12 protein-coding genes are annotated in these 12,267 nt (G+C 38.9%); 3 read left to right on the top strand and 9 right to left on the bottom strand.

All coding sequences use genetic code 11. The features are described 5' to 3' along the window. Window positions 1-304: 304 nt before the first annotated feature. The 5 genes from PN471_RS05730 to PN471_RS05750 all read right to left on the bottom strand — a co-directional run bounded on the left by PN471_RS05730 (window position 305) and on the right by PN471_RS05750 (window position 5,955). Entirely contained in the window at window positions 305-1,513 is a 1,209-nt protein-coding gene (locus PN471_RS05730) for a 4-hydroxy-3-methylbut-2-enyl diphosphate reductase (RefSeq protein WP_271776021.1), read from the bottom strand. Between the two features lie 75 nt (window positions 1,514-1,588). Then, window positions 1,589-2,401 carry an SGNH/GDSL hydrolase family protein gene (locus tag PN471_RS05735; RefSeq protein WP_271776022.1) on the bottom strand — a complete coding sequence of 271 codons (813 nt, stop codon included), beginning with the start codon at window positions 2,399-2,401 and terminating at the stop codon, window positions 1,589-1,591. A 419-nt stretch (window positions 2,402-2,820) separates the two neighbouring features. Then, window positions 2,821-4,209, bottom strand: coding sequence for an ammonium transporter (locus PN471_RS05740; protein WP_271776023.1), 1,389 nt, complete (start codon window positions 4,207-4,209; stop codon window positions 2,821-2,823). Window positions 4,210-4,475: 266 nt separating this feature from the next. Then, window positions 4,476-4,778, bottom strand: coding sequence for a hypothetical protein (locus PN471_RS05745; protein ID WP_271776029.1), 303 nt, complete (start codon window positions 4,776-4,778; stop codon window positions 4,476-4,478). A gap of 391 nt (window positions 4,779-5,169) precedes the next feature. Further along, window positions 5,170-5,955 carry a glycoside hydrolase family protein gene (locus PN471_RS05750; protein WP_271776030.1) on the bottom strand — a complete coding sequence of 262 codons (786 nt, stop codon included), beginning with the start codon at window positions 5,953-5,955 and terminating at the stop codon, window positions 5,170-5,172. A gap of 683 nt (window positions 5,956-6,638) precedes the next feature. On the opposite strand from PN471_RS05750, the gene PN471_RS05755 reads away from it, so the two are divergent. Further along, entirely contained in the window at window positions 6,639-6,959 is a 321-nt protein-coding gene (locus PN471_RS05755) for a hypothetical protein (RefSeq protein WP_271776024.1), read from the top strand. Window positions 6,960-7,018: 59 nt separating this feature from the next. On the opposite strand, the gene PN471_RS05760 is transcribed toward PN471_RS05755, so the two are convergent. Beyond that, window positions 7,019-7,315 carry a DUF2103 domain-containing protein gene (locus PN471_RS05760; RefSeq protein WP_027401012.1) on the bottom strand — a complete coding sequence of 99 codons (297 nt, stop codon included), beginning with the start codon at window positions 7,313-7,315 and terminating at the stop codon, window positions 7,019-7,021. Between the two features lie 2 nt (window positions 7,316-7,317). Then, the gene (gene clpS / locus PN471_RS05765; protein WP_271776031.1) at window positions 7,318-7,641 is read right to left on the bottom strand and encodes an ATP-dependent Clp protease adapter ClpS; all 324 of its coding nucleotides are present in this window, start codon (window positions 7,639-7,641) and stop codon (window positions 7,318-7,320) included. A gap of 218 nt (window positions 7,642-7,859) precedes the next feature. On the opposite strand from clpS, the gene PN471_RS05770 reads away from it, so the two are divergent. Continuing rightward, complete coding sequence (locus tag PN471_RS05770) at window positions 7,860-8,297, top strand: DUF29 domain-containing protein (protein WP_271776025.1); 438 nt, start codon at window positions 7,860-7,862, stop codon at window positions 8,295-8,297. A gap of 56 nt (window positions 8,298-8,353) precedes the next feature. On the opposite strand, the gene PN471_RS05775 is transcribed toward PN471_RS05770, so the two are convergent. After that, a complete protein-coding gene (locus PN471_RS05775; RefSeq protein ID WP_271776026.1) occupies window positions 8,354-10,378 on the bottom strand; it encodes an FAD-dependent oxidoreductase in 2,025 nt (674 codons plus the stop codon). Window positions 10,379-10,531: 153 nt separating this feature from the next. Next, window positions 10,532-10,672, bottom strand: a complete 141-nt coding sequence (locus tag PN471_RS05780; protein ID WP_271776027.1) for a hypothetical protein — start codon at window positions 10,670-10,672, stop codon at window positions 10,532-10,534. Between the two features lie 232 nt (window positions 10,673-10,904). Between PN471_RS05780 and PN471_RS05785 the strand changes: the two genes are divergently transcribed. Next, window positions 10,905-12,267 (top strand): MFS transporter (locus PN471_RS05785; protein ID WP_271776028.1); only part of this gene is annotated, 1,363 nt, incomplete at its 3' end.

Genomic DNA, 12,267 nt, shown 5'->3' on the forward strand with positions numbered 1-12,267 from the left:
CCCCCCGGTGTCACAATCGGTTTTTTCTGATTTTTATCCCCATTTAATGTTGTATTTTGTACCAAAACCAAGAAATATTGGTAGGCGATAGCGAAGCGCTGCTGCAAGCAGTTCGCTAAAACCAAATCTCCAAACGACCAATTTTCGTTGTGTGACAGTTTAGGGTGCGGAAGGTAGGATTAAAACCCACTTGCGTTTTGCCTGTGTAGGCGCGGTTTGTAACCGCCCGTTTTACTAAACCCCTACAAATCTGGGTTTTTCTTAGTTTCTTAAAAGTCCATATCCCAACCGTGTTAAGTATATTTTAAACTACAGATGCTATTGCTTTGAGGGCAAAAATTTTCTCAATTATATCTTCAACTACCTTATCTGGTGTTGAAGCACCAGAAGTCACACCAACTTTGATTTCTCCTGCTGGTAGCCAATTTTCTGTAATTACTAATTCTCCTGTTAATTGCCGATGTTCAATGTTATTAATTGATTGAATCCGTTCTCCACAATCAATGTGATAAGAGGGAATACCTCGATCAAAGGCAATTTGTTGTAGTTGGGTAGTATTGGATGAGTTAAACCCACCAATAACTATGATTAAATCTACATTTTCTTCGACTAATCCTAACATAGCGTCTTGACGTTCTTGGGTGGCATCACAGATGGTGTTGAAATTTTGAAAATGCTGATTTAATGCTGTTGGTCCATATTTCTGCATCATGGTATGCTCTAGCATTTTACCGATTTGTTCGGTTTCACCTTTGAGCATGGTTGTTTGGTTCGCAATTCCTACCCGTTGTAAGTCTTGATCAGGATCAAATCCTGCTGAACAGGCTTTGGAAAATTTGGCTAAAAATTCTTCACGATCGCCACCGTTGAGAATATAATTAATGACATATTCTGCTTCTTTTATGTTTAAAACAATCAAATATTTCCCGGCAAAGGAACTGGTGGCAACTGTTTCTTCATGCTTATATTTTCCGTGAATAATTGAGGTATAATCACCTTTTTTGTGCTTTTCTACGGTGTTCCATACTTTGGATACCCAAGGGCAGGTAGTATCAACAATTTGGCAACCTTTATCATGCAATATTTGCATTTCTTGAACACTTGCACCAAAGGCTGGTAAAATTACTACGTCACCACTATTAACAACAGAAAAGTCTTTCAGTTTGTCAATAACGGGAATAAATTGTACCTGCATTTCTTGCATTCGTTTATTCACAGATGGATTGTGAATAATTTCGTTGGTAATCCAAATGTGTTCTGTGGGAAAATGTTGCCGGGTTTCATAAGCCATAGCTACAGCCCGTTCTACGCCCCAACAAAAACCAAATGCTTGTGCTAGTTGGATGGTGACATTACCACGTTTGATGGTGTAGTTGCGATCGCGGATTTCCTGAATTAAGTTACTCTGAAACTCAGATTGTAACTGGGTAGCGACTTCCGCTTGATGACCAAAACCTTTACGATTGTAATTGTCTGAATGTTGAAGGCTACGTTTAAAAGCTTTTGTATCCATTCTAGATTGACCACTAATAATTACTATTTTTGATTTTCTCGTGTTTCGAGGCAATTGAGATGGAAAATTTTGGATTTATATCCTACTTTTTGAGTTGATCTTTTCAGGTTTAGTTGCCTGGGATGTTATTTGTTGGTTAGTATACATCTGTAAGGCAGTCCGCCAAACGAGATAACCTGGGGGACTCAGATGTAAACCATCGGTGGTAAAATCTGACCGAAGATTACCTTGTTTATCGGTGAATAAGGGATGTAAATTCAGATATTTCACCCCCTTTTCAGTAGCGAGATGATTCAATTCCTGATTCAAATTACGAATCCGAGGATTGGGAATTGCTAGGAGTTTTTCTTTTCCTTCCCAAGTTATCCCCTCCCCCCCATGGGGCAAAATTGACTGAACGACAATTTCTGTTTGGGGGTGTTTTCTTCGCAAATAACTGATAATTTGCTGATAATTAGCTAAAATTTCCTGATCATCTAACCCGCGAATTAGATCATTAATGCCCACCATAATGAAAATCTTTTCCGGTTTGGTGCGATCAAAAAAATCTAATCTTTGCAATAATCCATTGCTAACTTCCCCGGATATGCCCTGATTTAGCCAGCTTCTATCCTCAGGTAATAACTCCGGTGGAAACCATAAACTCAGAGAATCTCCCGCTAGTATGGTTAATCGCTGGGGCTTTTTGTCAGCAGTTATTTTAGCTTCTTGCTTGAGAATATCCAACCATTGGGGATAACTGAGTTTATGACGGGGTCCTAATTCTGGTGCTACATATTGATTTTTCCAGTTCAGGTTAACTGGTTCTGGGGGATCTGGAATAGCTGTGGTTGCTAACACAGGGGTTAGCTTTTGCTGTCGCCAAATCAATAAGATAACCGCTAACATTAGGATAATATTAGTTAACAGTGCGAATAGTCCCCAGATAGGAAAAGTTTTTACACGATTAGACACGACTAAGAAACATTACAGGTATTAAGTTTAGTTGTCAGTTGTTCGTCCTCTGTTGTCAGTGGGAAGAAAAATATTCTCCCCTACTCTCCTGCCTTCTACTTAATCTAAGTTGCTAGTTAGGTAAATTGTCAGAATCAAGATGTCCACCGATTAAAGGATGAACAGGATGAAACCAGAGTTTTTATTACCAATTACCTATTACCAATTACCTATTACCAGCCTCAACGAGATAACTAGTACCGCAAGGCGTTCGTCAAAAGTCAAAAGTCAAAAGTCAAAATGAAGACAGTATAGGCTTTTGGAGGATTTAGAATGGTTGGTTTATTTACGCCAATCTGTACTAGCAACTTGAGTTATTTATTAGAGATCCGATCTGCAAATTCGGAGTTATAACCTTCTTCCCCGTGTTCGTTGATATCCAAGCCTTGATCTTCGGTTTGATCTGGGACTCGTAAACCAACTGTAGCAGCAATAATTTTCAGAATGATCCAAGTTCCTACACCAGCAATAATATAGGCTATGGCGATCGCTGCTAGTTCTACAAACAATTCACCGAAGTTACCGCGCAGTACTCCATCTTTACCACCGCTATTTACTTCAGTTGTGGCAAAAAAAGCTGTTAAAATCGCCCCGATAGTACCTCCAACACCATGTACAGGATAGGTATCTAGGGCATCATCAACCTGCAATTTGTGTTTAAAACTGACAGCATAGAAGCAGAGGAAAGAGGTAATAAAACCAATTAAAATTGCGGCTACAGGGGTGACAAATCCTGCTCCTGGGGTGATTCCCACTAAACCAGCGACAGCACCGGTAACTGCCCCTACAGCGGTGGGTTTTCCCCGTAATGTAGCTTCTAGAATCAACCACATTAACGACCCGGCGGCCGCGGATGTATTAGTAGCAACAAAGGCGACTGTGGCTACTGTACCGGCGGATAAGGCACTACCAGCATTAAAACCAAACCAACCAAACCAAAGTAAGCCGGCACCCAACAAAATAAAGGGGACATTGTGGGGAGGACTCAGACGATCTGGATAGTTTTTTCTCGGACCCAGGACAATAGCTGCGACTAGTGCCGAAACAGCAGAGCTAATATGCACTACTGTACCACCAGCAAAGTCGAGAGCACCGATGCCGCCGTATAAACCTAAGAATCCTCCCTTTGCCCAAACCATGTGTGCTAGGGGTGTGTAGATAAAGGTTGACCACAGGACTACAAATAGGCAATAGGCACGGAAACTCATGCGTTCGGCGATCGCTCCCGAAATTAAAGCTGGGGTGATAATTGCAAACATGGCTTGATAGATCATGAATGCTTGATGGGGAATTGTCCCCGCATAGGAAACTACCTCCGCAGGGGCTGAACCTTGGAGATAACCTGTGGTTTCTACACCAACACCATTTAACCCTAGCCACTGTAAACCACCAATGAAGGGTAAACCAGGGGCAAAGGAAAGACTATAACCCCAAAGTACCCAGGTGACTCCCACAATCGCCATCAACACAAAACTCATCATCAATGTGTTGAGAATATTGTGCGATCGCACAAACCCACCATAAAAGAATGCTAATCCTGGTGTCATCAGCAATACTAAAGCTGAGGAAATCAGCATAAATGCTGTATCACCTGTATTCAGATCAGGTACGGCTGCTGAGGTCTCTGCCCAAGCATTTCCTGTTAACAACCCTACCAGCAAAAATAGAGTTAAACACCCAATAATAGTCAATTTTTTGAACACTTATTTTTGTTCCTCCGTATCTATGATATTTGTCCTCATTCAATACAATTCGTAGTATTTGCTACTTTTTTCTGTCTCAAAAACTACTCAACTTTTAATTTCTCAGTAAGCTTAACAAAAATTTTATGTTTTATGTGGGTTATATTTACAGACTTATTTATTTTCTGATGCAACACCCACATATTGTCCTGATGTAGACAACAAGCTGGTGACAATTTTCTTCTTTTTTCTTTTTTCTGACTCCTGAACTTCTGCTATATAGCAATTCAATCCTTCACAGATTCTTGAACATCGGGTTCAGGTACATCACTAGAAATCAATCCAGGAATTGGAGTTGAGTTTGCCGGTGATGCCAACTTAAGTATTCTCTGGGGAATTTCTGTATGTTTAACTACGTTAATGTCACTGAGGTAATAGCCGAATATTTTATCATAATTAGAGGCAACTGCTAAAAATACCCCACCTAAAATATATACTGGTAACGGAACAGGAACAGAGAAACCTCGTAACCATTTAAAAAATTCCGCTAAAGCAAACAGAATAAAAAAACATATAAGCCAAACTCTCATCATTCTATCTGCTCCATACCAAGTCATCTTTTCACTTAATTTTTAATTTTAGTAGAAAATTTATTGGGTTTTCTCATGTCAACCCATCCTTGCATCTTAGAGGAAGTTCCCAACTCAGAAAACACCGCTTTGCCCGGATTTCTCACCAAAATCCTCAAACCCTGATAAAATCTAGATTCTGGGTTTCTAAAAATCGGTTGTAGGGTATGTCAGATATCAACAATCTGTTTATTTGCAGGATTTACGCAGTCTGACGCACCCTACCAATGTGCTTTTTCCTAGAGTTTAACTTTTTATTTGACGATGCCTGCGGCGAGCGAAGCTATCGCTTGACAATCAAGACAGTCGCTACAAATCAAGGCTTTTTCCAGTTTTGACAAGGTATTTTTAATTAAACAGGGGTTAAAAATAGATTAGCTTCTGCTTGTCTTCTGCGTCTTAATCCAGCTTCTACATTGCTACCAGGATTTCTATACTTGAGAAAAGTTTTTTCAATCTCATCCCATTTCTTATCTCTCAAAACTCTAGTCATGCTTGAGAAGTTGGATCCACCATAAAAGTTAGCACCCAAGTTATAACCAAAACTCAATAAAGCGCCCTGTTGATTGGCGTTTAATTCATTCCAAACAGGAATTTTTTGCAGAGGTGGGAGATAGTTATTCTCTAGCTGAAGCATCAATAAATCATCTGCTTCTTGTTGAGTAATGCTTTCACCTAATTTCCAGTTACTACCATCTCTTTTTTTAGTAGAACCCCAACCAATGGTAATAGGTAAATTGCCACTGAGAGGATCTGGATAAGCTTTTAAATAACAACCTTCAAATTCTTTGATGAGAGGAATACCTGGAAGTGGTAGTTTTCCAGTTGTCCCACCAAAACCTTTTGTAGGGGTGCTTAAAGTTGAGGATGATATAGATGATGCTGCGCTTGTTGTTGCTTCTCCCAGGGCGTTATTTAAGGCACTTTGAGTATTTTTCCCAACTATACCATCAGCTTCAAGTCCTTTTTGACTTTGAAATTGTTTAACGGCTTTGAGGGTGTTATTACCAAAATCACCATCTATTGTTCCTGGATTTAGATTAAGTGCTTTTAAGATTTCTTGTAGTTGTGTAACTTGTGATCCTTTTGCACCTTTTCGGAGAGTTTTACCGCTATCGAGATTTAATTTGCTAGGCATTGTATGATTATGGGGACTAATGTTTAACGTTTCTTTAACCAAAACATCCTGAAAATCCTTTCTGTCTGAATCAGGATTTTCAGGATTTGAGGATGTACAAAATAGTAGTTTATCATTTTTAGGCATTGCTGAATTGAGGTATGAAATTCCCAAATTGAACCTTTAAAGCTCAAACCTCAGTGCGTCTTTGCTACGGCAGTCGCTCATGGGGGAAACCCCCAAGACCGCGCTGCCTCGCTTTTGCGTGAGACTAAAATTCATACCCTTAATCAGCAACGCCCATTTTTATTGACAGATCGGATCTTCCGGTGATATTCTAGCGATCGCGCGTTTTAATTGATCAATAACTTTTGCACCACTAACTTGAAAAAAATCAATATAATAAGTAGTTAGCATTGAAAATCGTCGTTATGGCAAGGCAAGAGTGAAGAGGGTTTAGGGGATTTTACTTTTCTTTACACAGATTGGTTTTATTGTGTTCACATACTTATCAGGTTGGAGAAATCCTGTGTGAGCAAGTCATGTCTTTGATTAAAGAATCTCAGCGGCTGCAGCCGCTGAGAATGTCAAGAAAGTTGTTGAGGGATTGCAGTTTGTAAATATTTTGCACAACTTTCCAGCATATTCCTTTAGACTAAATTTCCATAGGAATATAAAAATATTGAAAATGGAGACGAAAACCAATGTCTACGGTAAATTTATGTTGCCATGAGTTTGTGGTGGCTATTTCCTCAATCGCTTGTATTGTCGGTCTCTGGTTATTAAAAGATGACAATCAAGCCATTGATGATTTTCAAGAAACAGAAGAAAGTCTCTTAAGAATGAGCTTTGCGTACTGGTTAGTTTATTGCGTCGGTTTTGGGATAGAAAAGGTATTCTTATTTGACGGGGAATCTGTAATGATAACTTTAAGAATTACTACAGCTTTGTCATATTTTTTAACATTTTCTTGTATTTTGAGTTTACCGTTACATAAGTTTGCAGTTCATAAAATTGAAGAATAATCAAAAGTCAAGGTTAGAACTGAATTTAGCTCCAACCTTGCTATTGGTAAATTCATAATTTAGGCAATTCTCATAGCAATAGCGATCGCACCTTCGAGTTCATCCTGTAGTAAAGTTGTGAGGATAAACACCTCCTGCACCGTCTTACCTTGACGAGCAATGATTTTATAGCCACCACGAATAGGTACAGACACCCGCAACTGCATTTTTGGTGCATGACCCTTAGCTCTACCAATCACCGCCGGTGTCACAGTCCCAATACCATGCTGTTGACACAAACGTTCTAAAATGGGAATTAGACCAGGAATATGGGTAGAGTGATTCCAAACAAGTCTACCATCAGTAGGTTTTGACATAATTAGGCTGCTTCCAGGGGAGCCATTGTCAACCCAGCCCGACGAAGTTGTTGGTGGTATAATTCTGCTGGTTCTTGGGGACCGGTCCAGACAATTGCTAATCCTTCATAGTGTACTTGATTAGTGAGATCCCAAGCGCGATCGCCCGACATCCCCGGAATATACTTCATCAAACACTCAGCCACGTGCTGGAAAGTATTGAAATCATCATTCAACACAATCACCTTATAATTAGGATAGGTTTTCCGAGTCACCTGATTAACCCGGTCAGGTGTCACAGTTGGTGCTGAAGCCATACTGTACACATCTGCAATTCTTGTCACCATAGAAAAATGAGCCAAAAACGACATTGTAAAAACTGACATTACAAATAACCAGTTTAATCCATTGCTGGCTGAGTTAGTAGTCAGACACAAGCTGATAATATGTAAAAATATTAATTTATATCTATGAAGTAATTGACATTTTACCTTTTAATAACTTCCTATATGAGATATAGAATAGAATTGAACTAAGAATATATAAACCTATAATAGGTGCGGAAATGAACACATTTCTCCTCTATACAAACGACTTTCATGCTTGGACTCAAGAACAGGTTAATTTACTCAAAACTCAACAATGGGATACATTAGATACTGTCAACCTAATTGAAGAATTAGAAACCTTGGGAAGAAAAGAAAGACAAGAACTTAGAAATAGATTGGCTGTGTTGCTAGGACATTTATTAAAATGGCAATTTCAAGCAGAAAAACGCAGCAGTAGTTGGTTGAGTACAATTCGAGAACAACGGATTCAAATAAAACTACTTTTACAAGATAGTCCCAGTTTAAAACCTTATTTAGAAGAAGTTTTCCTCACAGCTTATGAACTAGGTTTAGCATTAGCAATGAGAGAAACTCAATTAGGTCAACAGATATTTCCCCAAATATGTCCTTACACCTGCGAACAAACCCTCAATTCTGAATTTCTTGCAGATTAAATTTTAGATACCCGACTTCTTTGAGAAGTCGGGTATCTTGTGCCATCATATTTTACCTACCGCCAATCATCCCAATTTTCATTAAAAATAGAAGTATCAGGAAAAGCCGTAGGATTCCCATTCGCCTCCAACAACTTTCTTAAAATTTGTAATTGTGGTTCTTGTTGAGGTAAATCATCAACCAATTGATATGGTGCAATTCCTTCTTTTAGTGCAAAACTCGCCACAGTTCCCGCAGCCGCACCAGAAGACCATTCAAAAGAATGAACCCGATAAGCAGCCGCCGCAATATGACTAGTAGCAATACTTTTTCCTCCTACTAATAAATTATCAATTTTTTGGGGAATCATTGCCCGCAAAGCAATTTGAAAAGGATAAGCAAGTCCTGCACCCCGCCTTTCTCCAGCACGTTCCTGATTACCAGGTGCTTCCACTGGACTTTTTGCCATGCAGGGATGAAAATCTATGGCATAATGACCAATACCCACAGCATCAGGGTAAATTGTCGAACGACTCCGGCGAATAACTTTTTCTGGAGGAATTTCCCCCCTAATTACAGATGTCGCTTCCAAACCAGCCACCGCTGCTTTTAGATTGCGATACATATTTGCCGGCAAAGTTTTCCGATAATATTCATCATTATAATTACGCCGAGAAATATCAACTTCCCAAATGCCAAAACCTTCCGGTTGTCCCCAACTTGGACGACCAATAATCCGTCTTCCTTCCCGCATATAAGGGTATTTAGATAAACCATGAACCGTCCCCATTGGCGAATCTAAACCTGTTAAGAAACGGATATTTGTTTGCGGTTGTTTAACACCATTACCTAATTGAGAATCTGTAGTTCCCCCATACAACCAATAAAAATAGGAAAATGCTTTTTCTTCAGCTTTACGCAAAGTTTCTGTGCGTAGTCCACCTTGCCAACCTCCAGATTTCAACTGTCCAGAATTTTCTAATTGTTGACGACTGTAAATAAGATTATCTGCGGCTGTTCCTGGACGGTAATCATTTCCCCAAGTCCAGTTTTGCATAGAAATATCCCCTGGTGTTGGTGAAGTAAATTTCACACCATTAAATGTAGTTGCTTGTCCTCTTTGCGGACTCCAAATTCGGCGATAGGTAAAGACTAAATCAAAGTTTGCTAATCGCTTTAATTCATAACTAAAATATGGTGAATATTGTAAATAAAATGGTGGCATTGTTTGGCTTTGGTGTTCTTTTGTTGCCTCCATTGCAAAAGTATAGGTGAAACCTTGAGGACAATAAGGATCATCTGTCGTGCTAGAAGATGAAGGTTCAAGATAGGAACGGGCATCAATTCCTAGTCGGTAAGGAACATCGGCTAAAGCGATAATTTCCCCGGTTTCACTTGTGTCTATAACGTACCATTTTTCGAGATTATTTAGGGATTGTTTAGGCAGAAAACGAATAATAGTTTTACTAAATTGTGATGAGTTTTTATAACTATAAGCATCTTCAATGGTTTGGGATAAAGGATAAGTATTTAAAGGGGGTTGATTTTTTGCTGGTTGATGTTGAATAGCTATGGCATTATTAATAATTTTGCCATCTTTGCTAATTTCTAAATCTTTAATTACTGTATTCGCAAACCATTGTAATTTTCCTCTACCTTTTTTTTCAGCATCTTTGAGCATTTGTGTCATGATATTGTGAGCATCCCGAGGTAAAAAACAGGAGTCACTTACCCAACAATCACCAGGGTTAAGTTTGCCATATTTGCGTTGAATGCGGTTTCTTAATTGGGAATAACCGCGAGAATAGAATTGTTTAGCTCGTTGAGTTGGTCTTTCGTCTAATGCAGATGTGCCTTGGGAGGAGATTTGTCCCCCCAACCAGTCGGTTATTTCTGTTAAACAAACTGTGCGTCCTGCGAGTAACCCTTCGTAAGCTGTGGCTACTCCAGAGAGTCCACCACCCACAACGAGAAGCTCACAGTTGACGGTCTGATCCGGGTTGCGTAGAGGGGTAGCGGTGACGGGATATAGGGTGATTAAGGTGGTAAATAGGCTAAAGCTGATCAATAATTGAAAGCCTTTTTTGTATCTACGTCTCATGGTTTTTGCACTCTGTACACTACTACGTCAAATTGTAGACGGTAGCGCTGGGGAAAGGTTCATACCTGATTTTATATGATCATGGTACTTACAGCAGTTTGAGATCAAACCCACCACAAAAATTAATCGCAGAATGAAGTTTGGTACTGGTTTTTACCAATCAATTAATAATTGTTGTAATTGGGTGCGTTTTGCCAAATCTTCATAAATTTTATCTACTTCCCAACCCCAATCATCTGGGCTGGGAACGGTATCTAATAATGGATCAGTATAAATATAAACAATTATTTTCATGGGGAGAAATAAGGGAGAATTGGATCTTTTCCCCAATTATTAATCGCAAAAACTCGACTAATCTCCTAATTATGCAATACTGATGACATTTTCTGAGGTGTTTTATAGACTGTGAGTCTGCAAACTGATATTGAAGAAAAACAACTTTTTGTTGAAACATACAAGAGCAAAAGATAGCAATTTATCAGTAATTATATCCACTCTCTAATTTGTCATTAATTGACATGATAATATGAATTCTCTTCCAGTTGACATCGTTGAACCACTGGATATTCAGACTTCCCATCTCGACTCTTCACTGACTAAACAGTTTCCTAAGCAATTTACTAAAAATGATATTCGTACCAGTTTACAAGCTTCTACGGTAGATGCTATTTTTGCGTCTATTTTTTCTTTGAGTACGGGAGGAATTTTAGTTAGTAATTTGTTAGTTGAGTTGGGGGCTACTCCCCTGATATTTGGAATGTTATCGTCAATTCCCATGTTGGTAAATTTCGTTCAACCTGTGGGCGCTTATATTTCTGAACAGACTACCAGTAGATTCAAGTATTCTCTATTAACTTTTGGAACTTCTCGTTTATTATGGCTAATTTTAGTAATTGGTATTTTTGCTAATAATTCCAGTGTCCTCAATTCCCAACAATTGATAATATTAACACTGTCAATTGTGCTTTTTAGTCATCTTTTAGGGGGATTAGGAAGTGCATCTTGGCTAAGTTGGTTAGCAATTATTGTTCCCCGCAGGTTACGAGGGAGATATTTTGGGATTCGGAATAGTGCTTGTCATCTGACGAATTTAATATGTATTCCTTTAGCGGGATTTGTAATATCACATTGGTATGGTGGAACTATCCAAGGTTATGGATTAGTTCTATCCTTAGGGACTATTGGCGGGATTATTAGTTTGTTTTGCCAGTATTTCCAAGTAGATGTCAATCCGCAATTACAAAATCAGTACAGTTGGAATGGTTGTGAAAGTCCTCCTGAAGATATTTGCCAAGAAGAAACTAATTGGATTACTATTATTGAGCAAAACTCTAAATTCTTACTATTTCTACTTTATTTTAGTATTTGGATGTTGGCTGTGCATTTGAGCGCACCTTTTTTCAACTTCTATTTATTAGATACTTTAGATTTAGATGTGACTTTAGTAACTGTTTATAACAGTCTTCAGACTGGGGCAAATCTATTAGTGTTGATTTTGTGGGGGAAATTAGCTGATAGAATTGGTAATCGTCCCATTCTCGTCTGTGTTGGCGTTTTAGTCGCAATTACACCATTATTCTGGTTAGGAATTGGTAATCATCAACTTGATTTTTGGCTATGGTTGCCGATTTTACATATTTTCACTGGCATCACTTGGGCAGGTGTTGATTTATGTAGCACTAATATGTATCTGGCAATTGCTCCGACAAGAAATAAATCTATCTATTTTGCCATTGTTGCGGCTGTTGGGGGCGTAAGTGGAGCTTTAGGTACAACAATCGGCGGTTTTATTGCCCAAAGTCCTAATTTTGGCGGTTTATTAGGTTTATTTGCCCTTTCTAGCCTGTGCCGACTATTAGGGCTGCTTCCCCTGATTTTCGTCCAAGAAC

The organism is Aphanizomenon sp. CS-733/32, from assembly GCF_028330045.1.
Taxonomy (GTDB): Bacteria; Cyanobacteriota; Cyanobacteriia; order Cyanobacteriales; family Nostocaceae; genus Dolichospermum; species Dolichospermum gracile.

Bases quoted from the DNA above. Each gene is read 5' to 3' on its own strand.
- PN471_RS05730 (WP_271776021.1), bottom strand. From the start codon at position 1,513: ATGGATACAAAAGCTTTTAAACGTAGCCTTCAACATTCAGACAATTAC.
- PN471_RS05735 (WP_271776022.1), bottom strand. From the start codon at position 2,401: ATGTTAGCGGTTATCTTATTGATTTGGCGACAGCAAAAGCTAACCCCT.
- PN471_RS05745 (WP_271776029.1), bottom strand. From the start codon at position 4,778: ATGAGAGTTTGGCTTATATGTTTTTTTATTCTGTTTGCTTTAGCGGAA.
- PN471_RS05750 (WP_271776030.1), bottom strand. From the start codon at position 5,955: ATGCCTAGCAAATTAAATCTCGATAGCGGTAAAACTCTCCGAAAAGGT.
- PN471_RS05755 (WP_271776024.1), top strand. From the start codon at position 6,639: ATGTCTACGGTAAATTTATGTTGCCATGAGTTTGTGGTGGCTATTTCC.
- PN471_RS05760 (WP_027401012.1), bottom strand. From the start codon at position 7,315: ATGTCAAAACCTACTGATGGTAGACTTGTTTGGAATCACTCTACCCAT.
- clpS (WP_271776031.1), bottom strand. From the start codon at position 7,641: ATGGTGACAAGAATTGCAGATGTGTACAGTATGGCTTCAGCACCAACT.
- PN471_RS05770 (WP_271776025.1), top strand. From the start codon at position 7,860: ATGAACACATTTCTCCTCTATACAAACGACTTTCATGCTTGGACTCAA.
- PN471_RS05775 (WP_271776026.1), bottom strand. From the start codon at position 10,378: ATGAGACGTAGATACAAAAAAGGCTTTCAATTATTGATCAGCTTTAGC.
- PN471_RS05780 (WP_271776027.1), bottom strand. From the start codon at position 10,672: ATGAAAATAATTGTTTATATTTATACTGATCCATTATTAGATACCGTT.